The 24,760-nt window shown below is 71.0% G+C and carries 22 protein-coding genes, 3 tRNA genes and 1 pseudogene; 10 read left to right on the top strand and 16 right to left on the bottom strand.

Annotated features, from left to right (window positions below; all coding sequences use genetic code 11):
* Positions 1 to 163 precede the first annotated feature (163 nt).
* Entirely contained in the window at positions 164 to 1,201 is a 1,038-nt protein-coding gene (locus tag ACZ5TL_RS09815) for a glycoside hydrolase family 6 protein (RefSeq protein ID WP_468588858.1), read from the top strand.
* A 57-nt stretch (positions 1,202 to 1,258) separates the two neighbouring features.
* On the opposite strand, the gene glxA is transcribed toward ACZ5TL_RS09815, so the two are convergent.
* From glxA to ACZ5TL_RS09795, 4 genes are all read right to left on the bottom strand, one after another.
* Positions 1,259 to 3,199, bottom strand: coding sequence for a radical copper oxidase GlxA (gene glxA / locus ACZ5TL_RS09810; protein WP_468588857.1), 1,941 nt, complete (start codon positions 3,197 to 3,199; stop codon positions 1,259 to 1,261).
* The gene (locus ACZ5TL_RS09805) at positions 3,196 to 5,196 is read right to left on the bottom strand and encodes a glycosyltransferase family 2 protein (RefSeq protein WP_468588856.1); all 2,001 of its coding nucleotides are present in this window, start codon (positions 5,194 to 5,196) and stop codon (positions 3,196 to 3,198) included. The genes glxA and ACZ5TL_RS09805 overlap by 4 nt, the downstream gene beginning before the upstream one ends.
* A gap of 334 nt (positions 5,197 to 5,530) precedes the next feature.
* Positions 5,531 to 5,668, bottom strand: coding sequence for a hypothetical protein (locus ACZ5TL_RS09800; protein ID WP_468588855.1), 138 nt, complete (start codon positions 5,666 to 5,668; stop codon positions 5,531 to 5,533).
* Positions 5,669 to 5,798: 130 nt separating this feature from the next.
* Positions 5,799 to 5,872 (bottom strand) — tRNA-Lys (locus tag ACZ5TL_RS09795).
* Positions 5,873 to 6,072: 200 nt separating this feature from the next.
* Between ACZ5TL_RS09795 and ACZ5TL_RS09790 the strand changes: the two genes are divergently transcribed.
* The 4 genes and pseudogenes from ACZ5TL_RS09790 to ACZ5TL_RS09775 all read left to right on the top strand — a co-directional run bounded on the left by ACZ5TL_RS09790 (position 6,073) and on the right by ACZ5TL_RS09775 (position 9,347).
* Complete coding sequence (locus ACZ5TL_RS09790; protein ID WP_468588854.1) at positions 6,073 to 7,398, top strand: peptidoglycan-binding protein; 1,326 nt, start codon at positions 6,073 to 6,075, stop codon at positions 7,396 to 7,398.
* Positions 7,399 to 7,502: 104 nt separating this feature from the next.
* Positions 7,503 to 8,624: an SPFH domain-containing protein gene (locus ACZ5TL_RS09785; RefSeq protein ID WP_468588853.1), complete on the top strand. Its 1,122-nt coding sequence runs from the start codon at positions 7,503 to 7,505 to the stop codon at positions 8,622 to 8,624.
* 52 nt (positions 8,625 to 8,676) lie between these two features.
* Positions 8,677 to 8,784: pseudogene (locus ACZ5TL_RS09780) on the top strand (lytic polysaccharide monooxygenase); the annotation flags it as partial.
* A gap of 98 nt (positions 8,785 to 8,882) precedes the next feature.
* Positions 8,883 to 9,347 carry a hypothetical protein gene (locus tag ACZ5TL_RS09775; protein WP_468588852.1) on the top strand — a complete coding sequence of 155 codons (465 nt, stop codon included), beginning with the start codon at positions 8,883 to 8,885 and terminating at the stop codon, positions 9,345 to 9,347.
* 58 nt (positions 9,348 to 9,405) lie between these two features.
* Here the strand turns inward: ACZ5TL_RS09775 and ACZ5TL_RS09770 are convergent.
* The 6 genes from ACZ5TL_RS09770 to ehuB all read right to left on the bottom strand — a co-directional run bounded on the left by ACZ5TL_RS09770 (position 9,406) and on the right by ehuB (position 13,605).
* A tRNA-Lys gene (locus ACZ5TL_RS09770) sits at positions 9,406 to 9,479 on the bottom strand.
* A 105-nt stretch (positions 9,480 to 9,584) separates the two neighbouring features.
* Positions 9,585 to 10,343 carry an IclR family transcriptional regulator gene (locus ACZ5TL_RS09765; protein WP_468588851.1) on the bottom strand — a complete coding sequence of 253 codons (759 nt, stop codon included), beginning with the start codon at positions 10,341 to 10,343 and terminating at the stop codon, positions 9,585 to 9,587.
* A 197-nt stretch (positions 10,344 to 10,540) separates the two neighbouring features.
* Positions 10,541 to 11,338 carry an ectoine/hydroxyectoine ABC transporter ATP-binding protein EhuA gene (gene ehuA, locus ACZ5TL_RS09760; RefSeq protein ID WP_468588850.1) on the bottom strand — a complete coding sequence of 266 codons (798 nt, stop codon included), beginning with the start codon at positions 11,336 to 11,338 and terminating at the stop codon, positions 10,541 to 10,543.
* Positions 11,328 to 11,978 (bottom strand): ectoine/hydroxyectoine ABC transporter permease subunit EhuD, encoded by a 651-nt coding sequence (ehuD, locus tag ACZ5TL_RS09755; RefSeq protein ID WP_468588849.1) that lies wholly within the window; start codon positions 11,976 to 11,978, stop codon positions 11,328 to 11,330. Before ehuD ends, ehuA begins: the two co-directional genes overlap by 11 nt.
* Positions 11,975 to 12,685, bottom strand: a complete 711-nt coding sequence (gene ehuC, locus ACZ5TL_RS09750; RefSeq protein WP_468588848.1) for an ectoine/hydroxyectoine ABC transporter permease subunit EhuC — start codon at positions 12,683 to 12,685, stop codon at positions 11,975 to 11,977. The genes ehuD and ehuC overlap by 4 nt, the downstream gene beginning before the upstream one ends.
* Positions 12,682 to 13,605 carry an ectoine/hydroxyectoine ABC transporter substrate-binding protein EhuB gene (gene ehuB / locus ACZ5TL_RS09745; protein WP_468588847.1) on the bottom strand — a complete coding sequence of 308 codons (924 nt, stop codon included), beginning with the start codon at positions 13,603 to 13,605 and terminating at the stop codon, positions 12,682 to 12,684. Before ehuB ends, ehuC begins: the two co-directional genes overlap by 4 nt.
* A gap of 107 nt (positions 13,606 to 13,712) precedes the next feature.
* On the opposite strand from ehuB, the gene ACZ5TL_RS09740 reads away from it, so the two are divergent.
* Entirely contained in the window at positions 13,713 to 14,207 is a 495-nt protein-coding gene (locus ACZ5TL_RS09740) for a DUF3830 family protein (protein ID WP_468588846.1), read from the top strand.
* A 185-nt stretch (positions 14,208 to 14,392) separates the two neighbouring features.
* Here ACZ5TL_RS09740 and ACZ5TL_RS09735 read toward each other — a convergent pair whose 3' ends face one another.
* Positions 14,393 to 15,763: an amidase gene (locus ACZ5TL_RS09735; protein ID WP_468588845.1), complete on the bottom strand. Its 1,371-nt coding sequence runs from the start codon at positions 15,761 to 15,763 to the stop codon at positions 14,393 to 14,395.
* An 18-nt stretch (positions 15,764 to 15,781) separates the two neighbouring features.
* The gene (locus ACZ5TL_RS09730; protein ID WP_468588844.1) at positions 15,782 to 16,729 is read right to left on the bottom strand and encodes a D-2-hydroxyacid dehydrogenase; all 948 of its coding nucleotides are present in this window, start codon (positions 16,727 to 16,729) and stop codon (positions 15,782 to 15,784) included.
* A gap of 197 nt (positions 16,730 to 16,926) precedes the next feature.
* Between ACZ5TL_RS09730 and ACZ5TL_RS09725 the strand changes: the two genes are divergently transcribed.
* From ACZ5TL_RS09725 to ACZ5TL_RS09715, 3 genes are all read left to right on the top strand, one after another.
* Positions 16,927 to 17,742 (top strand): maleate cis-trans isomerase family protein, encoded by an 816-nt coding sequence (locus tag ACZ5TL_RS09725; protein WP_468588843.1) that lies wholly within the window; start codon positions 16,927 to 16,929, stop codon positions 17,740 to 17,742.
* Entirely contained in the window at positions 17,739 to 18,470 is a 732-nt protein-coding gene (locus ACZ5TL_RS09720; RefSeq protein WP_468588842.1) for a maleate cis-trans isomerase family protein, read from the top strand. Before ACZ5TL_RS09725 ends, ACZ5TL_RS09720 begins: the two co-directional genes overlap by 4 nt.
* 215 nt (positions 18,471 to 18,685) lie before the next feature.
* A complete protein-coding gene (locus ACZ5TL_RS09715) occupies positions 18,686 to 19,783 on the top strand; it encodes an LLM class flavin-dependent oxidoreductase (RefSeq protein WP_468588841.1) in 1,098 nt (365 codons plus the stop codon).
* Here ACZ5TL_RS09715 and ACZ5TL_RS09710 read toward each other — a convergent pair.
* Complete coding sequence (locus ACZ5TL_RS09710; protein ID WP_468588840.1) at positions 19,753 to 21,618, bottom strand: putative bifunctional diguanylate cyclase/phosphodiesterase; 1,866 nt, start codon at positions 21,616 to 21,618, stop codon at positions 19,753 to 19,755. The genes ACZ5TL_RS09715 and ACZ5TL_RS09710 overlap by 31 nt on opposite strands.
* A 307-nt stretch (positions 21,619 to 21,925) precedes the next feature.
* On the opposite strand from ACZ5TL_RS09710, the gene ACZ5TL_RS09705 reads away from it, so the two are divergent.
* Entirely contained in the window at positions 21,926 to 23,191 is a 1,266-nt protein-coding gene (locus ACZ5TL_RS09705) for a M6 family metalloprotease domain-containing protein (RefSeq protein ID WP_468589004.1), read from the top strand.
* Between the two features lie 67 nt (positions 23,192 to 23,258).
* Here the strand turns inward: ACZ5TL_RS09705 and ACZ5TL_RS09700 are convergent.
* The 3 genes from ACZ5TL_RS09700 to ACZ5TL_RS09690 form a co-directional block, all read right to left on the bottom strand.
* Positions 23,259 to 23,332, bottom strand: a tRNA-Lys gene (locus ACZ5TL_RS09700).
* Entirely contained in the window at positions 23,323 to 23,970 is a 648-nt protein-coding gene (locus tag ACZ5TL_RS09695) for a bifunctional DNA primase/polymerase (protein WP_468588839.1), read from the bottom strand. The genes ACZ5TL_RS09700 and ACZ5TL_RS09695 overlap by 10 nt, the downstream gene beginning before the upstream one ends.
* 137 nt (positions 23,971 to 24,107) lie before the next feature.
* On the bottom strand, positions 24,108 to 24,476 hold the full coding sequence (locus ACZ5TL_RS09690) for a hypothetical protein (protein WP_468588838.1): 369 nt from the start codon (positions 24,474 to 24,476) through the stop codon (positions 24,108 to 24,110).
* Between the last annotated feature and the right edge of the window lie 284 nt (positions 24,477 to 24,760).

Genomic DNA, 24,760 nt, shown 5'->3' with positions numbered 1-24,760 from the left:
GCTCTGGAGCCGCCGGGGAGGCCACGGTGGGTGAATCTCTGGCCGGAGGCCGGGCAGGCGCCGCCGCTGGGCAAGGCTCCGGAACCATGGGGTTCACGCCGTGGGTGTCCCGGGACGTATGTCAGGATTGAGACTTGGATCGGTGCATCAAGGGGGGAGTTGGATGTACGGCAGCAGGGGGGTCGGGGTGTCCGCCGGGAGGCGGATGTCCGCAGTGGTGCTGGGGGCGGCGCTGCTGATCACGGGGTGTTCCTCCGCCGACGGAGGAGACGGATCGGACAAGGGCGCCGGCGAGGGCGCCGGGATCACCCAACAGCCCAAGGAGAAGGCGCCCTTCTGGGTCAATCCGGACGGCACGGCGGCCCGGCAGGTCGCCGCCCTGGAGAAGTCCGGCCAGAAGGAGGACGCCGAGCAGATCCGCAAGATCGCCGAACAGCCGGTCGCCGAGTGGGTCCGCCCGGACAACCCGCAGGAGCAGACCCGCGGCTTCACCGAGGCCGCCGACAAGGCCGGCCGTACGGCGCTGCTCGTCCTCTACAACATCCCGCACCGCGACTGCGGCCAGTACTCGCAGGGCGGCGCCGCCGACGGCAACGCCTACCGCGCCTGGGTCGGCGGTGTGGCGGCGGGCATCGGCGACCGGCCCGCGACGGTCATCCTGGAACCGGACGCGCTGCTCCACCTCGTGGACGGCTGCACCCCGGAGCAGTTCCACGAGGAGCGCTACGACCTCCTCAGGGGCGCCGTCACCCAGCTGAAGTCCCTGAAGAACACGAAGGTCTACCTCGACGCGGGCAACGCCGGCTGGCAGAACCCCGACCAGATCTTCGAGCCGCTGAACCGCGCGGGCATCGCGCAGGCCGACGGCTTCTCGGTCAACGTCTCCAACTTCTACTCCACCGAGGACTCCATCGCCTACGGCAAGCAGCTCTCCGCGAAGGTCGGAGGCAAGCACTTCGTCATCGACACCAGCCGCAACGGCAAGGGCCCCTACACCGAGGGCAAGCCGGACGAGCGCTGGTGCAACCCGCCCGGCCGCGCGCTGGGCGAGACCCCGACGACGAAGACGGCGGACCCGCTGGTCGACGCGTACCTGTGGGTCAAGCGGCCGGGCGAGTCGGACGGCGAGTGCAAGGGCGGACCGAAGGCGGGGCAGTGGTGGGAGGACTACGCGCTGAAGCTGGCGAAGGCCGGCGGCTGACCCACCGGCCCACGTGAAAAGGGGCGCTCTCCCGGAGAGCGCCCCTTCAGTCGTCTCCTACGGCACCTTGACCCACTGCGCCTTGCTCGGCGTCCCCTTGCCGTCCGTCACGAACAGCATGTACCAGCCCGCCTGGACCAGGTTCCGGTTCTTCGGCACGGTCACCGTGAGCTTGTCGCCGGACGCCTCGAAGTCCAGGGCGATCGACCGCTGGTCGATGTCCGTGACGTGTGTGGCGGCGCTCGGCCGGATCAGCCGGGCCTTCTCCACCCGGTTCGCGTCCGGTGAGGTGAAGGTCCCCGTCCCGCCGCGCTCGATGGTCTCAGGCCCGCCCGACAGCGCGGGCCGGTCCCCGTCGCCGTAGAGGTACGGCGGCGTGTAGATCTCGATGCGCTGCTCGAACTTGCCCGGCTTGGTGTTGGCCTTGTCGCCGTACAGCGAGTCCGAGCCGAAGAACATCACGCGGCCGTCGGGCAGCAGGACCGACCCGGAGTGGTAGTTGCGGCCCACCAGCGGGTCGGCGACCCGCCTGAGCTCGTTCTTCTCCGTGTCGTAGAGCCGCGCCTCGAAGATGTCGGAGTCGCTGCGGCCCCGGTAGTCCTCCGAGCCGCCGGAGATCAGCACGCTGTCGTCGGGCAGGATCGAGGCGTTCGGGTAGCGCGTGCCCCTGTCCAGGGACGGGCCGTCCTCGAAGCTCGGGTCGGCGTCCTTCAGGTCGACGATCCGGGTCTTCTCGCTGGACTCCTGAGACTCGCCGACGCCACCGCCGCCGATCACCATGTACGTCTCGTCCTGCGCCGGCGGCAGCAGCACCGTGCCGGACGTCTCCATCAGCTCGGGGTCGCTCAGCCCCGGTATCTTCGTGAACTTGTTGGTGTCCACGTCCCACACGCCCGGGTCACGGCCCACGTCGTCCGGCCCGTAGCCCGCGTTGGACCCCGAGTAGAAGACCTTGCCGTTCTGCATGAGGAACAGCGCCGGGTAGGTCGGGAACTGCCGGACCCTGCCGGTGTAGGTCCACTTCTTGGTCTTCGGGTCGAAGACCTCGTTCTTGCCCGGGACCAGCTGGCCGATGTCGTCGAGGCCGGAGACGCTGAGGATCCTCCCGTCGCTCAGGGTGGTGAGCGTCGGGTACCAGCGGGCCTCCTTCATCGGGTCGACCTTGATGTACTTCTCGGCCACGGGATCGAACTCGAAGGCGTCCCGGATGCCCTGGAAGTCCTTCTTGTCGAGCGCTAGCTTCTGCGCGATGCCGTAGGTGTTCTGGGCGTCGGCGCCCTTCAGGCCGTGCACGCGGTAGTTGTCCTGCGTGCCCGTCTCGTACTTCTTGCCGCGCTTCTGCGCCTCGACGTAGATCCGGCCGAGGCCGGGGTCGTTGCGCAGGAACCTGCCGGTCGCCTTGTCGAAGACCTTCTTCGCGCGCGGCACGAGCACCGGGTCCTTCGAGACGAAGGTCCGGCCGTTCTCCTTGCCCGTGAACTTCGTGCCGGCGGGCAGCGTGATCGGCTTGTCCGGGTTCTCGTTGTGCACGATCATCAGGCCGCCGGCCTTGGTGACGTCACCCTTGAGCTTCTCGTAGCGCTTCGTGCCGCCCGCGATCAGCAGGTTGCCGTTGGCGAGCTGCGTGTGGCCGGTGCAGAACAGGTCGGCAGGTGTGGGGACCTTCTTGACGGTGCCCTTGACCGGGTCCCAGATCCGGGTGTCGAACTTCTTCGCGTCGAAGTTGTCCTGGTTGTTGCCCGACCCCGCGACGAGCAGCACCTTGCCGGTGCGCAGCAGTGCCGCGTGGATGGTGTTCTGCCGGTACTCCTCGGGGAAATCGATGATCTCCCACTTGCCGTTCGCGGCCTTGTACTCCGGCTTGTTGATTGTGTACTGGTGGTATTTCTCGGTGCTGAAGCGGTAGAGCCACGGCCCGTTCATCCCGGCCAGCGCGAGTACCACCGCCGTGCCGATCGCGAGTCGACGGGCCCGGCGGCGGCCTGCACGGTCGTTCATTCCTTACGTCCCCCAAGTCCACCAAGGGCGATCTGCATGGTCTGGTCGGATTCCCCGACCTCCCCGTTTCCGCCCGGGGCGGCGGCCCAACCGGGCTGGTGCCGCGGGGCGTGGGCCGCGGGCTGCTGCGGGATGGGCAGCGGCTGCGTCCGGTTCGGCCCCGCGGGGTCCTGCGGCTGCTCCCCGGCGGGGGCGGCGGGCTTCTTGGCGTCCTGCCGCAGCTGCCAGCGCCAGGCGAACACCGGCGAGGCCGTGATCAGCAGCGCGAACGTCGCCCAGATGATCATCGCGGGGTGGGAGTGGCCGAAGACGAAGCCGGCGGCGATCGAGGCGGCGAAGATCAGGATGAAGTACCAGTGGTAGCGGAACGTGCCGAACCAGCGGTCCGGGCTCGCCGAGTCGCCCTTGGGCGTGACCACGAACTTGCTCTTGCGCCGCAGCACGGAGTCGATCAGCGCCTTCGCGTACAGCGGCGCCGACAGCGCGGACATCACCATGCCGGCCACACCGCCGGAGCCCTCCGGCTCGTGCGGCGAGACGTTGTGCCGGCGGTTCCAGACGTACAGGCCGATCTGCAGGGCGGAGGCGTTGCCGTAGAGCATCAGCCAGACCGCCGGGTCGATGTTCACACCCGAGGCGCCCAGGCCCAGGAACAGGCAGCAGCTCAGCGCCGCCAGGATCCAGTTGAGGGCCGACATCGGGTAGAAGATGATCATCATCGTGTAGTTGAAGAGCTTGCTCGGCGGCAGCGAGTACCAGCCCTTCCAGTACTGCCCGATGATCGTCTCGTACGTCCCCCGGGACCAGCGCATCTGCTGGGTGAAGAAGTCCGTCCAGGCGCTGGGGCCCTCACCGACCGCGAGCACGTCCGGCGTGTACACCGAGCGCCACTTCTTCCCCGTCGCCGGGTTCTTGTGGCGGTGCATCTCGAAGCCGGTCGCCATGTCCTCGGTGATCGAGTCGTACAGACCGCCGATCTGCTTCAGCGCCCTGATGCGCACGGCGTTGGAGGTGCCGACGAACATCGGGGAGCCGTAGCGGTTGCCGGCGCGCTGGATCAGTGCGTGGAAGAGGAACTGCTGCGACTCTGCGGCCTTGGTGATGGGGTTGTCGTAGTTGCCGTAGACCTGCGGGCCGATGACGAAGCCGACGTCCGGGTCGCGGAAGAAGCCGAGCATCCGCTCCAGGTAGTTGGGCAGCGGCACGTGGTCGGTGTCGACCGAGGCGAAGAAGTCGTAGTCGTCGCCGTGCGCATCGAGCCAGGCGTTGTAGTTGCCGTGCTTGGTCTTGGCGCGGTGCGGGCCCTTGGCCTGGTTCCACTTCGCGACGCCCTTGCGGGAGAAGTGGTGCACGCCCAGGCGCTCACAGACCGCCTTCACCTCGGGGTCGTCGCCCTCGTCGAGCAGCCACACGTGCATCAGGCCCCGGTGGCGGATCCTGACGGCCGCCTCCAGGGTCTTCGTCACCATCTCCAGCGGCTCCTTGCCGGGCACGAAGGAGGTGAGGAAGGCCACTCGGGTGCCGGTCTCGGGTACCACCGGGATCGGGTCGCGGGCCACCAGCGTGGCGTGCGCGTTCGACAGCACGTTCATGCAGCGGAAGAACTCGATCAGGCCGATCGAGACGAGCATCACCATGTCGAGCGTCGGCAGCCAGTCGAAGGCCGGGTAGTCGCGCTCGGTCCAGTGCTCGGGCTGGAGCAGCCAGAACAGCAGCACCAGGGACAGCACCGGGGCGGCGGCCAGCATCAGGGCGACGCGGATGCGGTGCGGTTCCTGCGAGATGAGCGAGCGGTACTGCACCTTGTACGGCTTGCCCGGATCCGGCTGGGTGAGGGGACCCGCGAGCCGGCTGTAGTGCTCGTAGTCGTATCTCGGCAGGGTCTTCTTGATCCGCCGGAACGTCCCCGTGGTGCTCATGCGGTGCGTTGGCACCCTGAGCTGAGTGGTCTGGGACGGGTCGTCGTCCTGCCGGGCACCCGTGGGCCTCGACGTCATGAGTCATCCCCCCACACGCGGACAGCCGCGTGTTTCGTAGCTTCCTACCGTCTGCTGCGGGTCCCCCTCGACCTTCACAGACGTATCAGTGGTGGATCGCAGTCACCACGTCATCCACACCCTATAGACACGGCAACGCGACCTTCCGGTTGCATGATGCCCCCCACGGCATCGCTCCAGGACCGGGGCCCCTACCCCCGCCCGGCGCGCGACCGGCTCCGAATCCCCCCAACTGCCACGAAACCGCAGCATCTTGAAAAAGAAGAAACCCAGGGTTCTACGGCGCCCGTCATGATCGCAAGATGCGAAACGCGGTGGTTACCGGTCATACGCGTCATACGTGTTCATTGGGGTGAGTGTGGAGGACCGGTGGAGTAGCTGTGGACAGGCGGGCGCGGATGTCGCCGAAGTGCTCCCTCATGGCCTTGATGATGAGCTTCTTGATCCGCTCCCGGAGGTCACGCGCTGCCATGGCGAGAGGGTATCCGTCCCCTCGCACGGTGCGCCGGGTTCCGGCCAGAGAGGACCAGAGAGGGGGAGCGCCCTTCAGGTGTCGGGGCATACAAGAAGGCCCCCGCTTCCGCGAAGGGCCTTCCGGTCGGTGCGCCGCCAGGGACTCGAACCCCGGACCCGCTGATTAAGAGTCAGCTGCTCTAACCAACTGAGCTAGCGGCGCGCGCTGACGGCGTAACTCTACCGGACCTCAGGAGGTGCTCCCGACCACCCGACCGGCCCCCTGGCGGTCCCCCACAGGGCCCCGGCGTACATCGTTCGGACCGTCAGCATGCGCGCACGGAAGACAGTTGCGAAACTGACGACGCGCGCCCGGACGTGCACGGGCACCGCATTTTCCGCCGGAAGTGTGAGGGGAATCGCATGGAGTCTCCGGTATTCGAGGAATTCGACCCCGCGAGCGACTGCGACTGCCCCGGCTGTGTCCACTGGCGCCGCGTCCTGCCGCATTCCCCGGCGGGCCGCCGCACCGCCCACCCGGCCGCGCACCGGGCTCTCGCCCTGGCCGCCGTGGCCTCCGCCGCACTCGGCGCGAGCCATGCCGTCCCCGCCGGTGCCGCCCCGCACGCACCCCACCGGCCGGGCGTTCCCGCAGGTGACGAGCCCGACACCTCTCAGGGCCACCAGGCCCCGCTGCACGGCCCCGGCGGCCGCCCCGCGAGGCTCCCGGCGCTCTCCAAGCCCACCGCCATCACCCGTGCGGAGATCATCGACCGGGCCAAGACCTGGGTCGCCGCGAAAGTGCCGTACAGCATGACGGCGTACTGGTCCGACGGTTACCGGCAGGACTGCTCCGGTTATGTCTCGATGGCCTGGCGGCTGCCCGGAAACGAATGGACCGGCAACCTCACCCGGTACGGGGAGCGGATTTCCAAGGAGGAGCTCCAGCCGGGCGACATTCTGCTGTTCCACGATTCGTCCGACCCCGCGAAAGGCTCGCACGTCGTCATTTTCGGCGGCTGGACGGACACCGCACACACCTCCTACCTGGCCTACGAGCAGACCCGTCCGCACACCCGCCGGCAGTCCATCCCGTACGCCTACTGGAGCGACTCCGACCGGTACGTCCCCTACCGCTACAAGGGCGTCACCCCGGAGGGACCGCGGACCGTACCGGGCAAGGAACCGGCCGCCGGGAAGCCGGGCGCACCGGCCGCCACGCCCTACCCGGGAGCGGCGTATTTCGGCCCCGGCGCGAACAACAAGTACGTCACGCTGCTCGGCCGCATGCTCGTCGCGCGCGGGGCCGCGGGCTCCTACGCCTCGGGCCCGGGGCCGCGCTGGACCGACGCCGACCGGCGGGCGACGCGGGCGTTCCAGCTGGCCCAGGGCTGGACGGGCGCGGACGCGGACGGGCTGCCCGGCCCGCGCACCTGGGAACTGCTCGTCACGGGCCGGGGCAAGGACGTGAAGGGCGGGGCGGTGGCGCCGCCGCCCGCCTCCCACGGCGTCCCCGGTTACCCGGGGCGGGCGCTGTTCCGCCCGGGCGCGAGCAACACGTACGTCACGCAGCTCGGGAGGCAGCTCGTGCGCAAGGGGTTCGGCAGGTTCTACCGGGTCGGGCCGGGTCCGCGCTGGAGCGAGGCGGACCGGCGCGCCGTCGAGGCGTTCCAGCGCACCCAGGGCTGGCGGGGCGGCGCGGCGGACGGCTACCCGGGGCCGGAGACCTGGCGGCGGCTCTTCTCGTAGGCCCGGCCGACGGGTCCCGAACCCCGGTCGGGACCTTCCGGCGGGCCCGCACCCGGCACCGGGGACCACCCGTGACGCATCTGGCGCGGAGGCTGGAGGCACGCATGAGTACGACCACTTCCCACACGTCCGAGCCCGACGGACCGGCCGGAGGGCCGGTCCGGCCCACCCGGCTCATCCAGAACGAGGCCACCACCGAGATTCCGGTCCACCTGCTGTTCCGCGACGCCCCCGCCCCGGCGCCGGTGCCGCTCAAGCCCGCCGTCGTGGCCCGTCGGCAGGGCACCGGGGAGCAGCCGCGCCTGCGGCGCCCGGCGCCCGCGCCGCCCCGCCCGGTGCCGAAGGTCGACCCCGACCTGGTGGAGCGGCCCGCGCGGGTGCTGCCCGGCGCGGCGGGCGTGCTGGCCGCGGCGTGCGGGGTGGCCGGGTGCGCGGTCACCTCCTGGTGGGCCGGGGTGCTGCCGCCGCTCGTGCTGGAGGCGCTGCGGCTTCCCGCCCAGGCCGGGGCCGGGCTCGGTCCCGCGCAGTGGGCGGCGTACGCGGGAGCCGGGGCGCTCGGGCTGTTCGGGCTCGGCGGACTGGCCCGGGGCCGCACCGGACGGGCCTGGGTGCTGGACCTCTTCGGCCGCTACCGGGGGACCGTCCGGCGCTCCGGTCTGCTCTGGGTCAACCCGCTGCTGCTGCGCCGCCGGGTGGACGTGCGGCTGCGGCACTGGCGCAGCGGACCCGTGCCCGCGGCCGACGCGGGCGGGGTCGCGCTGCGGGTGGTCGTCCAGGTGGTCTGGCGGGTGCGGGACACCGCGCGGGCCATGCTGGGCGTCGAGGACCACGAGGCGTATCTGCGCGAGTGCGTGGAGGCGGCGCTGGCCCGGGTGCCCGTCGAGATGCCGGGCGCGGCGAAGGGGGCCGGGGGTGCGGCGGCCGGGACGCTGACCCGGCTGGTCGCGGCGGACGCGGCCCCGGTCGGCCTGGAGGTGTTCTCGGTGCAGCCGCTGCGGGTGGAGTACGCCCCCGAGGTCGCCGCCGCGATGCACCGCCGCCGGATCGCCGCGCTGGACGCCCAGCACCGGGCGAGCGTGCTCACCTCGGTCGTGGACTCGGTGGAGGACACGGTGACCCGGCTGACCACGCGGGGGCTGGTGGAACTCGACGACTACGAGCGGAAGGCGCTGGTGAGGGATCTGACGGTGGCGTTCTGCGCGGGCCGGGGAGAAACGGCTCCGTGATTGGTATGGACATGTTCAACTAGCGTCCCTGCCCTCAGACTTGATCCAGACCAGCGGCAGACTGCCGTCCGGGCTGAGCGGCCACCACGCCATCGTCGCGGTGTGGACGATCGCCGACACGGCCAACGCGTTCTACGCCTGCTCGGACGTCACGTTCTGAACCTCTGAGGTTCTCTTGAGTCACCGGTGCGGCCGGCGTGGGTAGGTTCCTCCCACGCCAGCCGATCGGGGCCGGCGGGGGACCTCGGGGGATGTGCGATGGATGTGATGTTCTACGGCGTGCCCGGCCTGATCATGGTCGGCGTGCTCTTCATGGCGTACCGCGTGCTCTGTCGCTGGCTGCAGATCCGCGGCGCCTGGAACAGCGGCCTGACGGCTCAGGCGCGTTGCCTGCGGGCGTACACGACGACCGGCGGCGGTCATGACACGTCCGTCCGTACGACGCTGCACCACGTCTACGAGTTCTTCACGCACGACGGTCGGGTGATCCGGTTCGAGGAGGAGGACGGACGGGGGACGATCCTCGAGGGCGACTACGTCACCGTCTACTACACCGACGGCCCCCAGGTCGTGGCCACGGCCCACGCGCCGAGCCGGGGCAAGCACGCGGCGGCCACGTTCGGCATCCTGGCGTTCCTCGGCGTGATCGTCGTGTTCTGCGTCGGCTTCATGGTCGTGTACACCGAGATGTCGGCGATGGCCTCGGACGTCGCCGGATTCTGACACCGGGGCCCCGAACACGCCGAAGGGCCCTCCGCTCCCACAGAAGGCCCTTCACCGGTGCGCCGCCAGGGACTCGAACCCCGGACCCGCTGATTAAGAGTCAGCTGCTCTAACCAACTGAGCTAGCGGCGCATGACTCCCGCCTGCCGCCGGAAGTGTGTTCCGCGGCGGGCGACGCGGAAAATACTACCTGGTCCCGAGGGGTGCTCCGGACCACCCGGCGGCACTTTCACGGCACTAGATCGCCATGGACAGCAGGAGCGGTGCCGCGTTGCGGTTGAGGGTGTCCGCGGCCTGGCGCAGGCGGTGCGCGTGCTCCACGGGGAGGGAGAGGGCCAGGCAGCCGACCGAGGAGCCGGCCGTGACGGGGACGGCCGCGCAGACCGTGCCGACCGCGTACTCCTGGAGGTCCAGGACGGGCACGGTGGGCGAGTGGGACTCCAGCCGGGACAGCAGCAGCCGGTCGCTGGTGATGGTGCGCGAGGTGAGGCGGGCCATCTTGTGCCGGGCGAGGTGGTCGCGGCGGCCGGCGTGGTCGAGCTGGGTGAGCAGGCTCTTGCCGATGGCGGTGGCGTGGGCCGAGGAGCGGAAGTCGACCCACTCGTTGACCTTGGGCGTGGCCGGGCTGTCGGCGTACTGGGTGACGCTGATCTCGCCGTCGACGTAGCGGCTCATGTAAACGGCGGCGCCGACCGAGTCGCGCAGCCGGTCGAGGGTGTGCTGGAGCTTGTCCCGCAGCGCCTGCTCGCGCTGGCGGGCGGAGCCGAGGCGGGCCAGGGTCTCGCCCGTGACGTACGCGCCGTCGGCGACCTGCTCGACGTAGCCCTCGCGGCGCAGCATGCGCAGGAGCGTGGTCAGCCGCTCCGGTCCGATGCCGGTGCGCCGGGCGAGTTCGGTGTCGGTGACGCCCGAACTGTTTCGCGCCACCGACTCCAGGACGCGCAGGGCTTCCTGGGCCGAGTGGTACGGGGTGGTCGGCTCGTGCTTCAGCGCCACGGTGGTCTCCCCCTGCGCTTGCTGTAGGGCCGTAATCCGGTCAGTGAACCTGTTCCAGGTTAACCGGCAAAGGCCGTGCGCGGGGCGGGGGTTGACAAGATTGCCGGGCACCCGAACTGGGGCAATGACACTCTGGCATATGCCAGAAGCATGCCCCAGTCCGCGGGCCCCGGGTTCTGCCTGGTCACACGGCGTAGTCAGAGGACTGCGCTGAGGAACTCCCGGGTCCGGTCGTTCTCCGGTTCGCTGAAGATCCTCTCCGGCGGGCCCGACTCGATGACCCGGCCCGAGTCGAACATCAGTACCTGGTCGGAGATGTCCCGGGCGAAATTCATCTCGTGGGTCACGCAGAGCATCGTGATGTCGGTGGAACGGGCGATGTCCCTGAGCACGTCGAGCACGCCCGCGACCAGCTCCGGGTCGAGCGCGGACGTCACCTCGTCCAGCAGCAGCACCCGCGGGCGCATCGCCAGGGCCCGGGCGATCGCCACCCGCTGCTGCTGCCCGCCGGACAGCTGCGCCGGATGCGCGTCCTGCTTGTCGGACAGGCCCACCATCTCGAGCAGGCCCTTGGCCCGCTCCACGGCCTCGTCCTTGGACATGCCGAGGACCGTGACCGGCGCCTCGGTGATGTTCCGCAGCACCGTCATGTTCGGGAACAGGTTGAACTGCTGGAAGACCATCCCGATCTTCTTGCGGACCTCCCGGACCTCCTTGTCGGAGGCCGGGAACAGCTTCTGCCCGTCGACCGTGATCGTGCCCTCGTCGGGCTTGAGCAGGGTCATCAGCAGCCGCAGGATCGTGGTCTTGCCGGACCCGGACGGGCCGATCAGGGTGACGTGCTTGCCGGCGTCGACCGAGAAGTCCAGGTGGTCCAGGACGGTGTTGGTCCCGAACCGCTTGGTGACCTGCTCCAGCCGGATCAGCTCGCCGGTGCTCGCGGCGGAGTCCTTCTCGGGGTTCTTCTCGGGGTCGGGGATCGTGTCAGTGGGCAAGGCGTCGCTCCAGGGCTCGCAGGGCAAGGGAGGCCAGGTAGGAAATGACGATGAAGGCCACGCCGATCACCGTCAGAGGCTCGGTGAACTGGAAGTGCTCACGGGCGAAGAGCTGTGCCTCGCCGAGCATCTCCAGCACGGTGATCGCCATCAGGATCGGAGTGTCCTTCAGCATGGCGATGACGTAGTTGCCGAGTGCCGGGACGACCCGGCGGACCGCCTGCGGAAGGATCACCGCCGACCAGGTCCGGCGGGGGGGCAGGTTCAGCGCCGTGGCGGCCTCCCACTGACCCACCGGAACGGCCTCGATGCCGGCCCGGTACACCTGCATCGTGTAGGTCGAGTAGTGCAGGCCGATGCCGACCACGCCGGTGGTCAGGGCGGAGAAGGTCAGGCCCCACTCGGGCATCACGTAGAACAGGAAGAAGAGCTGCACCAGCAGCGGGGTGTTCCGGATGAACTCGGTGACCACGCCGACGGGCCAGGTGACCCAGCGCGAGGGCGACCGCATCAGCAGTGCCCACACCAGGCCCAGCACGAAGGAGATCACCGAGCCGATGACCAGGATCTGCAGGGTGACCAGCAGACCGTCCCAGAAGTGCGGCATGAAGTCGGCCACCGCGCTCCAGTCCCACTTCACGAGAAACCTCCCACACCGGTGGCCTGGGGCTGCAGCCTGGATTCGGCGTCGGCCTTGGGCTCCTTGCCCACCCCTGCCTTCAGCTTCTTCTCCAGGCCCCGCATGAGCCGGGTGAGCAGGAAGGCGATGACGAAGTAGATCAACAGGATGTACGTGTAGATCTCCGCGCTCTCCTGCAGCGCGAGGCGCACCAGGTTGCCGCTGAACGCCAGGTCACCCATGCCCATCAGGGACACCAGCGCGGTGCCCTTCAGCAGTTCGACCAGCAGGTTCGAGAACGGTGGGATCATCTCCGGAACCGCCTGCGGCAGCAGGATCAGTCGCATCCGCTGCCAGGGGGTGAAGCTGAGGGCGATGCCGCCCTCCCGCTGGGCCGGATCGACGGCGGCGATGGCGCCGCGCACGATCTCCGAGCCGTACGCCCCGTAGGTGAGCCCGAGCGCGAGCGTTCCCGCCCACATGGGCACGAGCTGCCAGCCGAAGCTCAGCGGCAGCACGAAGTAGATCCAGAAGATCATGATCAGCGCGGAGGTCCCGCGGAACACCGTGGTGTAGAAGCCCGCGAGGAACCTGACCGCCCGCGACTGATGGGTGCGGGCGATACCGACGACGAACGCGACCGCCGCGCCCAGCAGGGCGCTGAAGACCAGCAGTTGGAGGGTCGTCCAGATGCCTCTGACGACGAGTTCCCAGAGTCCGGATGTCATCCGCCGCAGAGCTCCTTCGCGGTCATGTCCGTCATCTCGTTCTCGGTGAAGCCGAAGGGCTTGAGAATCCGGAGCAGTTCGCCGCTGTCCTTGAGCTTGTGCAGCTCCCGGTTGAAGGCGTCACGCAGGTTGGTCTCGCTCGGCCGGAACGCGAAGGCGCCGCCGTCGACATGCGGTTCACCGTCGACGATCGGCTTGAACGGCTCGGTCACCTCGGCCTTGGTGGACTTCTTCACCACCTCGCGCGTGGTCAGCGCCGTACCGGCGAAGACGTCCGCGCGCCCGGTCTCGACCGCGTTGAGACCGGCCACCTGGTCCGGCACGATGAGGATGTCGTCCTGTTTGTAGCCCGCCTCGACGGCGTAGGCGATCTCGGCATAGCCGGTGCCGGTCGCGAACTTCGCCTTCTTCTCGACGACGTCCTTGTAGTCACGCAGGCCCAGCGGGTTGCCCTTGCGCACGATGAACGAGTCGAGCATCTGGTAGTCGGGGTCGGAGAAGATGACTTGTTCGCAGCGCTCGGGGTTGATGTACATCCCGGCGGCGACGATGTCGAACTGCTGTGAGTTGAGGCCGGGGATGAGGGAACCGAACTCGGTGGGGACGGGCTGCACCCGGTCCACTCCGAGCCGCTTGAAGATGACCCTCGCCAACTCCGGCGCCTCGCCGGTCAGCTCGCCGTTCTTGTCGATGTAGCCGAAGGGGATCTCCCCGGCGATGCCGAGCCGCGCCACGCCCTGCGCGCGGAGTCGCTCCAGGAGCTCACCCCCCTCGGTACCGGAGGCGGTGGCCACGCGCGAGCATCCGGACGCACCCAGCGCGCCGAGCGCCGCGACCCCCGCGAGCAGCGACCGGCGGGTGGGCCCTGATGTGCGATCACGCCTGACTATGGGCGGAATTCTGTCTGGTGGTGAGGCCATGGGCGCGCGGCTACCCGAAGCACTTCGAGTTATGCCGATCTTTTTGGGACCGATATCGCGCCGATGCGCCCTTGACCGCGGCGGTCCTGGGCACTGCCATGGAGGGCATGGCTGATCGCTTCATCGAAGTCTCGCTGGTCAAACGCGACATCCACTGCACCGCACGGCTGCTGGACGACCGCGCCCCCCTCACCTGCGCGGCCGTCTGGGACGCGCTGCCCCTCGCCGGCGACGTCTACCACGCGAAGTACGCACGCAACGAGATCTACGCCCTCTTCCCGCCCTTCGCCGCGACCGAACCGCCACTGGAGAACCCGACCGTCACCCCCATCCCCGGCGACCTGTGCTATTTCGCCTTCGCCGGGGCGGAGTTGGGGACCAAGGCGTACGGCTACGACCGCGAGGTCCGCGCCGGGACCACACTCGTCGACCTGGCCCTGTTCTACGAACGCAACAACCTGCTGCTGAACGGCGATGTCGGCTGGGTCCCCGGCACCGTCTGGGGCCAGGTCGTCGACGGCCTGGAGACCATGGCCGAGGCGTGCAACGACCTGTGGCGGTCGGGAGCGGCGGGGGAGACGCTCAGCTTCCGGAGGGCCTGAGCCGTCCGGCCGACGCCACCCCGGGCCCTTCTGACGGATCTCCGCGGCGTCACGACGCCCGGCACGCACTCTCGCCGCACCGCACGAAAGCCCGAGTAACACCGCTACGAGGGCTTCCGCGCGGCACGCCGAGAGCACGCACCGGACGCCGTTCCTTCTCCCACGGAGATCCGTCAGAAGGACCCCTAAGCCTCGTACAGCGCGTGGGCCGCCCGCAGCACCAGATCGTCCCGGTGCCGGGCGGCCACGAGTTGCAGCCCGACCGGCAGCCCGTCCCCGTCGGTGCCGACCGGCACGCTCGCCGCGGGCTGCTGCGTCATGTTGAACGGGTAGGTGAACGGCGTCCACCCCGTCCAGCGCCGGTGGCCGGATCCTTTCGGCACCTCGGCGCCCGCCTCGAACGCCGTGATCGGCAGGGTCGGCGTGACGAGCAGGTCGTACGTGTCGTGGAAGCGGCCCATCCGGCGGCCCAAATCCATCCGGACGTCCACCGCGGCCAGATAGTCCAGCGCCGAGTAGCGGGCGCCCCGCGCGCAGATCTCCCGCAGGCCCGGGTCCAGCAACGCGCGCTGGTGCGGGCCCAGATGCTGGGTCACCCGGGCCGCCCCGCTGAACCACAGGGTGTGGAAGGCCTCCACCGGGTCGGTGAGGTCCGGGTCGGTCTCCGTGACGTACGCGCCGAGCTCCGCCAGCCGCTCCACGGCCTGCCGCACCGCCCGCGCGACCGCCGGCCGCACCGCCACCTGCCCGCCCAGCGACGGCGAGTACGCCACCCGCAGGCCGCGCACCCCGCCGGCCAGGCCCGCCGCGTACGCCCCGGGCGGCGGGGCGAGCGCCGACCAGTCGCGCGAGTCCGGGCGGCCGATGACGTCCATCAGCAGCGCCGCGTCCGCCGCGTCCCGGGTCATCGGCCCGACGTGCGCCAGCGTGCCGAACGCGCTCGCCGGGTAGAGCGGCACCCGCCCGTAGGTCGGCTTCAGCGCGAAGATCCCGCAGAACGACGCCGGGATCCGCACACTGCCGCCGCCGTCCGTGCCCAGCGACAGCGGTCCCGCGCCGAGCGCCACGGCCGCCGCGCTGCCGCCGCTCGACCCGCCCGCGGTGCGCGCGGGGTCGTACGGGTTGCGCGTCACGCCGCTGAGCGGCGAGTCGGTCACGCCCTTCCAGCCGTACTCGGGAGTCGTCGTCTTGCCGATGAAGACCGCGCCGTGCTCCCGCAGCCGGGCCACGGACGGGGCGTCCTCGTCCCAGCGCCCCGCCGGGTCCACCGCCTTCGACCCGCGCAGGGTCGGTGCGCCGCGCAGCAGCAGGATGTCCTTGACCGTGACCGGCACCCCGTCCAGCAGCCCCTGTGGCTCACCGCGCCGCCAGCGCTCCTCCGACTCCCGGGCCCGCTCCAGCGCGTCCTCGGCGGTCAGCCGGACGAAGGCGTTCACCTCCGGCTGGACCGCCTCGGCCCGCTCCAGCGCCGCGCGGGTCGCCTCGACGGGACTCCACTCGCCCTTGCGGTACCCGTCGAGGAGCCGTACGGCGGTCAGCTCGGTGAGCTCGGTCATCCACTCTCCTTAGGAATGTCAGTGTCCGGGTACGTACCCACGCCGCTTGTCGACCACGTTCCTCAACGGCTCGCCGGCCGCCCACAGTTCGTACAGCTCCACGAACTGGGCCCCGAGTTCGTCGCGCCAGCCGACGGTGTCGCCGCTCATGTGCGGGGACACGATCAGGCCCGGGGCCTGCCAGAGCGGGCTGTCGGCGGGCAGCGGCTCGGCCTCGAAGACGTCCAGGGCAGCGCCCGCGATCCACTGCTTGGCGAGGGCGTCGGCCAGCGCGTCCTCGACGACCAGCTGACCGCGGCCGATGTTCACGAACCGGGCGGACGGCTGCATCACGCCGAAGCGGCGGGCGTCGAACATGCCGTGCGTCTGCTCCGTGAGCGGCGCGGCCGCGATCACCCAGTCGGCGCGAGCCAGCAGCCGGTCCAGGTCCTCCGGGCCGTGCACGCCGGTGCGGGCGGCGCGGCCGACCAGCGCGGTCGTGATGCCCAGCGCCCCGAGGGTGTGCGCGATCGCCCGGCCGATCGGTCCGGAACCGACCACGACGGCCCGGCCCCCGGCGACCTTGTGCGACTCGCGGTGCCGCCAGGTCCGCTCCCGCTGCAGCTCCAGCGTGCGCGGCAGGTCCTTGGCCATCGCCAGCACGAGCGCGGCCACGTACTCGGCGATCGGCTGGTCGAAGATGCCACGCGCGTTCGTCACCACCGTGTCGGAAGCGGCGAGCTCCGGACACATCAGATGGTCCACGCCGGCGCTGGCCGTGTGCACCCAGCGGGGCCGCGGACCCTCACCCGGCCACGCGTCCCGTACGGCGCGCGAGGTGAAGTCCCACACCAGGAGTGCGTCCGCGCGCGGGAGGCGCTCGGCGAGCCCCGCCGCGTCGGTGTGTTCGATACGGGCGCGGCCGGTGAGGCGGCCGAGTCGGGGGAGGGGCTCGGCGTCCAGGACGAGCAGAGTGGGGGTGGACATGAGCAGCCGTTTCTCCAGCCGTTCGGCGGGGCCGGCGGGCCTTGAGGCGCCGGTCGGTGACGACGAGTTAACCCGGCGTTGACCAAGGGGTGATCCGGGCGGATTGACCACGCTCGCACCCGAACCTACCGTCGTCAACACGGGCGTTCCCACGATCCGTTGCACACTCGTTGCCCAGTGTGAGGCCGGTGCCTGCCATGGACGTCTCATTTCTCGGCGGGCCCAGCCCGCAGCGCGGGGTCGGCGTGGTCGCCCCTTTTGACTTCGCACTCGACCGCGAGCTGTGGCGCTGGGTACCGGACGAGGTCTCCCTGCACATGACGCGCACGCCGTACGTGCCGGTCGAGGTGAGCCTCGACCTCGCCCGCCTGGTCAGCGAGCACGAGACGCTGAGCGAGGCGGTCCGCACCCTCAACGCGATCGCCCCCGAGGTCGTGGCCTACGCCTGTACGTCGGGCAGCTTCGTCGGCGGCACGATGGGCGAGCGCGCGATGTGCGAGGCGATGAGCCGGGCCGGAGCCGTGCCCGCCATCACCACCTCCGGCGCGCTGCTGGAGGCCCTGGTGGAACTGGACGTACGGCGGGTCGCGCTGGTCACGCCGTACACGGTGTCGGTCACCCGGTCCCTGGAGGCCTACGTCGCCCAGGCGGGCGTCACGATCTCCGGCTGCGCCTTCATGGGCCTGACCCGGCACATCTGGAAGGTCCCCTACCGGGAGGTCGTGGACATGGCCCGGCAGGCCGTCCGCGGGGACGCCGACGCCCTGTTCATCAGCTGCACCAACCTGCCCACCTACGACGTGATCCCCCAACTGGAGGCCGAGCTGCGCATCCCCGTGATCTCGGCCAACCAAGTGACGATGTGGGCGGCGCTGCGCCGACTGGGTACCCGTGCGGTGGGGCCGTATCAGGCGCTGATCAATCCGGCGGCGCGTTCCGGTCCCGTAGCGCCGGGGGCGGACCCCGGTCCCGTAGTGCCGGAAGAAGAGCAGCAGCAGGAAGGCTGGACATGACAGCACTGGGATTCCTCTACCCGGGCCACTCCGCCGAGGACGACTATCCGCGCATCGAGCAGTTGCTGGGAAGTGACGTCCGGGTGGACCTGGTGCACACCGACATCGGTGAGGACGCGCACCGGGTGGACGCGCTGCTCGAGATGGGCTCCGCCGGGCGGCTGGCGGCGGGAGTCCAGGAACTGCGGCACGCCGGTGCGGACGCCGTGGTGTGGGCCTGCACGAGCGGCAGCTTCGTCTACGGCTGGGACGGCGCGCAGGAACAGGTCCGCGCGCTGGCCCAGACGGCCGGCATGCCCGCCTCCTCCACGTCCTTCGCGTTCGTGCACGCGCTACGGGAACTGGGGGTACGGCGGGTCGCGATCGGTGCGACGTACCCGGAGGACGTGGCGCAGCTCTTCGCGCGGTTCCTGCGCTCGGACGGCGTCGATGTCGTCTCGGCCAGCAGCTCCGGCATCATCACGGCCGCCGAGGTCGGCACCTGGGGCGAGGCGGAACTCCTGGCCATGGCCCGGGACTCCGACCACCCCGACGCCGAGGCCCTCCTCCTCCCCGACACGGCCCTCCACACGGCGGCCCACATCGCGGCCCTGGAGAAGGAGCTCGGCAAGCCGGTCCTCACCGCCAACCAGGTCACGGTCTGGGAGGCCCTCCGCCTCGCGGACCGGCGGGTGAACGCGCCGGAGCTGGGGGCGCTGTTCACACGGGAGCCGATCGTCCAGGCGTGAGCGCCGGCCCTCGCCGCCTGCCACGGTTGCCGCAGACGGCGAGGGCCGGCCTGCGACCGATAGCGGCGGTGGCGGAACGGAAGGCACGGCAGTGTGCGCGGCGACTGGGAGCACGCCGCCGGTGCGCCCGCCCGGCCCTCACCGGAATAACCGGAGACAGTCCCCTGTTAGAGCCGGAACGACAGCACACGGCCCACAGCAGGAGGCACCCCACCGTGGCGGCAGACGAGATACGCGGCGCAGCGCAGGGCAGCGCCCCCGTCCCCCTCTCCGTACTGGACCTGGTCACCGTGGGGGCCGGCCGCACCGCATCCGACGCGCTGCGCACCAGCGTCGACCTGGCCCGCCTCGCGGAGCGGCGCGGCTTCCACCGCCACTGGGTCGCCGAGCACCACTCCATGCCGGGCGTGGCCTCGTCGTCCCCGGCCGTGATCCTGGCCCACCTCGCCGCCCACACCGACCGCATCCGGCTCGGCTCGGGCGGCGTGATGCTGCCCAACCACGCCCCGCTCGTGATCGCCGAGCAGTTCGGGACGCTGGAGGCGATGGCCCCCGGCCGGATCGACCTCGGCCTCGGCCGCGCTCCCGGCACGGACGGTGCCACGGCCGCGGCCCTGCGCCGCACCGACCGGCCGGGCGAGGGCGCCGACGACTTCCCCCAGCAACTCGCCGAGCTGACCCGGTTCCTCGACGACGACTTCCCCGACGGGCACCCCTACCGCCGTATCCACGCCGTACCGGGCCCCGTCCAGGCCACCTCTCCCGGCGGTGTCCAGTCCCCGCACCGCCCGCCGCTCTGGCTGCTCGGCTCCTCCGGCTTCAGTGCCCGGCTCGCCGGCACCCTCGGGCTGCCCTTCGCCTTCGCGCACCACTTCTCGGCGCGGAACACCGTCCCCGCCCTGGACCTGTACCGCGAGTCCTTCCAGCCGTCCGCCGTGCTCGACGAGCCGTACGCCCTCATCGGCGTCTCCGCGCTCGCCGCCGACGACGAGAGGGAGGCCCGCCGCCAGGTGCTGGCCGCCGCCCTCAGCATGGTCCGGCTGCGCACCGGCCGCCCCGGCCTGGTGCCCACCCCACAGGAGGCGGAGGCCTACACCTTCAGCCCCGTGGAGCGCGACTTCGTCGACTCCTGGAACGCCAACGTCCTCCACGGCACCGCCGACGAGGTCCGCTCCGGCCTGGACGACCTGCACAAGCACACCGGCGCCGACGAGCTGATGATCACGGCCAACGCGCACGGCGGAGAGGTCCGCCTGCGGTCCTACGAACTCATCGCCGACGCCTACGGCTTGCCGACGCCCGCCTCCGCCTGAAGATCCGGCGTGCCCAGCAGCTCGGAGATACGGTCCGGCGGCACCGGACGGGAGTAGAGCCAGCCCTGTCCGGTGTCGCAGCCGATGCTGCGCAGCCGGGTCGCCTGGGCCGAGGTCTCCACGCACTCGGCCGTGACGGTCAGCCCGAGCCGGTGCGCGAGCTGGATCATCGCCTCGACGACGACCTCGTCGGCCGGGTTCGCCCGGGCGGCCGCCTCCCGGTCGTCGTACTGGAAGCCCCGCACGAACGATCCGTCCAGCTTCAGCACCGACACCGGCAGCCGGCTCAGGTACGCGAGGTTCGAGTAGCCGGTGCCGAAGTCGTCGATCGCGATGCGGACGCCCATGTCGCTGAGGGCCTTCAGGGTCTGCAGCGGGCGGCCCGCCGAGCCCATCACCGCCGACTCGGTGAGCTCCAGCTGGAGCAGGTGCGGCGCCAGGCCCGTCTCGGCCAGGGTCTCCGCCACGTCCGCCACCAGGTCGGAGTCCCAGATCTGGCGGACCGCCACGTTCACGCTGACGAAGATCGGCGGCTCGTCCGGGTGGTCCAGCTGCCAGCGGCGGGCCTGTTGACAGGCCGTACGCAGCACCCAGCGGCCCAGCGGGACGATCGAGCCGTCCTCCTCCGCGAGCCCGATGAACCGATTCGGCGTCAGTACGCCGAACTGGGGATGGTGCCAGCGGATCAGCGCCTCGACCCCGTGCAGCCGGTCGTCCTCCATGCCCACCAGCGGCTGGTACTCCAGCCGGAACTCGCCCCGGTCGATGGCCGGGCGGAGCGTGGAGGCGAGGGCCTGGCGGGTCATGCGGTGGGCGTTGCGCTCCGGGTCGAACAGGGTCCAGCGGGCCTTGCCGTCGGCCTTCGCCCAGTACAGCGTCGTGTCCGCCGCCTGCATCAGGGCGGTGGGCGTCGTCCCGGCCGCGTGCCGCTCCACCACGCCGATCGACGCCGACACCGACAGCCGCTGGCCGGCGATGTCGAACGGGTCCTGGACCGCCCGCAGCGCCGACTCGGCCAGCTCGGCCAGCTGTTCGGTGCCGGTGGAGTCCTCGACGAGCAGCGCGAACTCGTCGCCGCCGAGCCGGGCCACCAGCGGGACGCTGGTCCGGGAGTGGCCGGCCTCGTCCGCGCAGCGCGTCAGACGCTCGGCGACGGCGGCCAGCAGCCGGTCGCCGACGCGGTGGCCGAGGGTGTCGTTGATGGCCTTGAAGCCGTCCAGGTCCAGGCAGCACAGCCCGATCCGGCCCGTGCCGCTCTCCTCGTACGACTCCGCCTCCAGCGCGGCCGACAGGCGTTCGAAGAACAGCGTGCGGTTGGGCAGCCGGGTCACCGGGTCGTGCATCTGCAAGTGCCGCAGCCGGGCCTGGAGTTCCCGGCGGCCGCTGATGTCGGCGACGGACAGCAGCACGCCCCGGTCCTCGGCGGGCAGCGGGGCGACCGTCACCTGCACCCACAGCGAGTGCCCGTCGGGGTGCTTGAGGCGGCGCGTGCAGCGCAGCCGGGACTGCCGGCCGCGCAGCACCTCGCGGTAGGCGTGCCAGGTGCGGGCGTCGGAGGTGAGGTCGACCAGGTCGGCGGCGACGGCTCCGGCGAGCGCGTCCGGGGAGCTGCCGAGCAGCGCGGCGAGCGCGTCGTTGGCGTCGGCGACCATGCCCTCGCGGTCGACGACGGCCATGGCGAGCGGGGCGGCCGTGAAGACGGAGCGGTAGGGCTGCCGTGACGGGGGCTCGGTACGGGGAGACGTGTCGATCTCACTCTCTGCGACGACCGGCCGGTCGAGGTCTGCCGCGGGCGCCGGCCCTTCGGAGGTTCCGCTCACCGCTCGCTCCCGCATGTATTCGATCTCTGTCCGTGCAGGAAAGGTCAGGAAAGTGTGCCGATCATAGAGGCTGGCCCCAGGGCCTTCCAGCCGGTGTCCAGTGTCCCGGACCAACCCGCCCTTCTGCCAGATCGTTTCTGCTCGCCCTTGGGCGGCTTCTTCAGGCCCTCGACCAGTTGTGACGTTCCGTGAGCGCTTCAGGGGTGTCGGCTTCCGTGATTTTTCGGCCCCTTCACCCAACTGGTGTAGGCAAACAGGACGCAGTACGACAAATCATCACAGGCTGGGTGCGGTGTCCCGCGAACCGTACCCGGAGGTACCCGTGCCGCGTCCGTTTCCGCGCGCCCGACTGCGCAGCACCGCGGCCGTGTTCACCACCATGTCGGCCCTGGCCGCCACCTCCCTCGGCACCGGCCCGTCGGTCGCCGAGTCCGACCCGGCCGCGCCCTGCGCCCTGACCCGCACCGACGCCCACCACTCGGAGGGCCTGGACACCTGGAACGCCGCCTATCCGCGCCCGGCCCGGTCGCTGGACGCGGTCATGGTCTTCCTGTCCTTCCCGGACGCCCACCCGCTGACCACGCCGCAGGAGCTGACCGCCGACCACTTCCCGGCCACCACCCGCTTCTTCGGACGCGCCTCCTACGGCCGCTTCACCCTGCGCCCGCACTCGCTCGGGCACTGGATCCAGATGCCACAGCCGTCCACCGCCTACGACATACAGCGCGACTGGAGTCCCAGGCACCGGGCCGCATATCTGCGTGACGCCCTCTCCGTGACCGACCCGCAGGTCGACTTCTCGCGCTACGACATCGTGTACTTCGTGGCCGACCCCGACGCGCCCGGCGTGGACTCCGACGCGACCAAGGTGGTGAACCTGACGAGTCCGCTGCGGGCCGACGGCACCGACCTGCGCCGGATCGTCACGGTGTTCGAGCAGCATCCGCCGGACCGGCTCGTCCTCGCCCATGAGACCGGGCACGTGTTCGATCTGCCCGACCTGTACCACCGCCCCGTGGACGGCAAGGGTGACTGGGACACGCATGTCGGCGACTGGGACCTGATGGGCAGCCAGTTCGGACTCGCCCCCGACCTGTTCGCCTGGCACAAGTGGAAGCTGGGCTGGCTGAATCCGAGGCAGGTGCGGTGCGTGCGGGACGCCGGGCCCGCCCGGCTGACCCTGGAGCCACTGGCGGCGGGGCCCGGAGGGCCGGCGACGGGGGCCGCGGGCACCCAGGCCTTCGGGCTCGGGCGGGGCGCCAAGCTCGCGGTGGTGCGGACAGGGCCCGACACCGTGCTCGCCCTGGAGGCGCGCGGGCCGGTGGGCAACGACGTGGCCGCGTGCAAGCAGGGGGTGCTCGTGTACCGGGTGCGCGGCGGCGCGCAGTCGGGGGGCGGGCCGATCGAGGTGATCGACGCCCATCCGCACACCGAGGCGTGCTGGGAGGACTCCGTCTACCCGCCCCTCGCGGACGCGCCGATCGCCCTCGGGGAGAGCTTCACGGTGCCGGGGGAGGGCGTGCGCGTGGAGGTGGAGGGGCGGACGGCCTCCGGGGCCTGGACCGTGAAGATCACGGTCGGCCGTTGAGGGCGCGGCGCTCCGTTCCGGGTATGCGAAAGACCCCTCGCTCTCGCGAGGGGCCTTTTGTCGTCTGTGCGCCGCCAGGGACTCGAACCCCGGACCCGCTGATTAAGAGTCAGCTGCTCTAACCAACTGAGCTAGCGGCGCCTGCTGACGTCGTAGACCTTAGCATCCTGGTCGGCGGGAGGAAAAATCGATATCCGCACGGCGGACCGGGCCGCCCGCACGGCCGCCCACAGCAGTACCTCGGGGCCGGGAAGCCAGGGCTGACGGGTGTCGGGGGCCACGAGCCAGCGGGAGCCGGAGCGGGCCGGGGCGGCGGCTCCACCGGACGCCGGGATGGTGCGGGAGGTGCTCTCCGCCGGTGCCGGGACGGTCACGGCGTCGCCGGTGCCGTGGCACAGCAGCGGGGGCACCGCGTCCGTGCGGCACTCCCGGGCTTCCCGCGGATCCTGGGCGTCCCGGGCGCGGGTGCCCCACTCCTCCCACTCCAGGAGCGCCGGCAGCCGCTGGGCGGTGCCCGGCGCGGCGAACAGCAGCATCCTGCACCGGAGCTCCGCGACCGGGCCCGAGCCGGGACCGTCGTCCCACAGCCGGTCGAGCATCCGCCGCCCGAACACCGCGGGCGCGCTGACCACGTCGAAGACCGAGCCGCAGGGCAGCACGACCGGGGCGTCCGGACGCTCCTCCCAGAGGGCGAGCGTGCTTCGCGGATACGTTCCTGCCGACGCGAGCCAGGCGGCTCCGTCCGGGGTGACATCGGAGGCGTTCCATGCGCTGCTCATGGCACCCAGGTCTACCGGCCGTGAGCGCGTGATTCCCGAGGGTTGCGGGAAACCGGGACGGCAGGGGGTGGGAGGGGGTATCTTGCCCGCCTGGCATATGCCCTGGGGGTCGGGTCCGCTTCAGCCGTGGGCCGCTTTCACAGGGCGTCGCCGGGCCCCCGGTCCTCGGCACCGCCCCGCAGCAGGTCCCGCCCGAACTCCACCATCTTCTTGGCGTAGTCCTCGGTCCACTCGGCCCGCTCGGCGATGTCCGCGGTCGTCAGCCGGTCGAACCGCCGGGGGTCGGCCAGCTGCGCCGCCGCGATCGCCTGGAACTCCACCGCCCGGTCCGCCGCGGCCCGGAACGCCAGCGTCAGCTCCGTCGCCCGGGCCAGCAGCGCCCGGGGATCGTCGATCGACTCGAGGTCGAAGAAGTGCTCAGGATCCGAGGCCGCCTCCGCGGGCTCGAAGAGCAGGGGCGCGGGGCGTAGCCGCGGTTCGTTCCGACGCGGCGTGGGCTCCGCCATGTCTTCTCCTCCTCGTACGTCGCGCATGACCCGCCCGGTGCAGCGGGCCACCGTCCATTCTCTCGCGGGCGCGCAAGTGGGCATCGTGGTCGTGGGTACGGCTGCCACACCACCCGGTGTTCGCCACGGCTGCCGGGACACGGGGTGTTCCGGCCAGATCCGCGAGCCGACTGGGTCCGCGCGTGCCGCCCCTCTTGCCGACGCGCGTCACGGTCGCCATACCACCCGGTGTTCGGCCAGGTGTGCGAGCACCGCGTGGTTCGCCTCCCAACCGTCAGGGCTGT

It is taken from the genome of Streptomyces sp. NPDC033136 (assembly GCF_055578235.1).
This window is presented reverse-complemented; position numbering and strand designations above follow the sequence as displayed.

What these genes read in the sequence shown, in the direction of transcription:
- ACZ5TL_RS09725 (WP_468588843.1), top strand. Translation starts at nt 16,927, where the DNA reads ATGGACGTCTCATTTCTCGGCGGGCCCAGCCCGCAGCGCGGGGTCGGC.
- ACZ5TL_RS09785 (WP_468588853.1), top strand. Translation starts at nt 7,503, where the DNA reads ATGAGTACGACCACTTCCCACACGTCCGAGCCCGACGGACCGGCCGGA.
- ACZ5TL_RS09815 (WP_468588858.1), top strand. Translation starts at nt 164, where the DNA reads ATGTACGGCAGCAGGGGGGTCGGGGTGTCCGCCGGGAGGCGGATGTCC.
- ACZ5TL_RS09730 (WP_468588844.1), bottom strand. Translation starts at nt 16,729, where the DNA reads ATGTCCACCCCCACTCTGCTCGTCCTGGACGCCGAGCCCCTCCCCCGA.
- glxA (WP_468588857.1), bottom strand. Translation starts at nt 3,199, where the DNA reads ATGAACGACCGTGCAGGCCGCCGCCGGGCCCGTCGACTCGCGATCGGC.
- ACZ5TL_RS09790 (WP_468588854.1), top strand. Translation starts at nt 6,073, where the DNA reads ATGGAGTCTCCGGTATTCGAGGAATTCGACCCCGCGAGCGACTGCGAC.
- ACZ5TL_RS09740 (WP_468588846.1), top strand. Translation starts at nt 13,713, where the DNA reads ATGGCTGATCGCTTCATCGAAGTCTCGCTGGTCAAACGCGACATCCAC.
- ACZ5TL_RS09775 (WP_468588852.1), top strand. Translation starts at nt 8,883, where the DNA reads ATGGATGTGATGTTCTACGGCGTGCCCGGCCTGATCATGGTCGGCGTG.
- ACZ5TL_RS09695 (WP_468588839.1), bottom strand. Translation starts at nt 23,970, where the DNA reads ATGAGCAGCGCATGGAACGCCTCCGATGTCACCCCGGACGGAGCCGCC.
- ACZ5TL_RS09720 (WP_468588842.1), top strand. Translation starts at nt 17,739, where the DNA reads ATGACAGCACTGGGATTCCTCTACCCGGGCCACTCCGCCGAGGACGAC.
- ACZ5TL_RS09710 (WP_468588840.1), bottom strand. Translation starts at nt 21,618, where the DNA reads ATGCGGGAGCGAGCGGTGAGCGGAACCTCCGAAGGGCCGGCGCCCGCG.
- ACZ5TL_RS09690 (WP_468588838.1), bottom strand. Translation starts at nt 24,476, where the DNA reads ATGGCGGAGCCCACGCCGCGTCGGAACGAACCGCGGCTACGCCCCGCG.
- ACZ5TL_RS09735 (WP_468588845.1), bottom strand. Translation starts at nt 15,763, where the DNA reads ATGACCGAGCTCACCGAGCTGACCGCCGTACGGCTCCTCGACGGGTAC.
- ACZ5TL_RS09805 (WP_468588856.1), bottom strand. Translation starts at nt 5,196, where the DNA reads ATGACGTCGAGGCCCACGGGTGCCCGGCAGGACGACGACCCGTCCCAG.
- ehuC (WP_468588848.1), bottom strand. Translation starts at nt 12,685, where the DNA reads ATGACATCCGGACTCTGGGAACTCGTCGTCAGAGGCATCTGGACGACC.
- ACZ5TL_RS09800 (WP_468588855.1), bottom strand. Translation starts at nt 5,668, where the DNA reads ATGGCAGCGCGTGACCTCCGGGAGCGGATCAAGAAGCTCATCATCAAG.
- ehuB (WP_468588847.1), bottom strand. Translation starts at nt 13,605, where the DNA reads ATGGCCTCACCACCAGACAGAATTCCGCCCATAGTCAGGCGTGATCGC.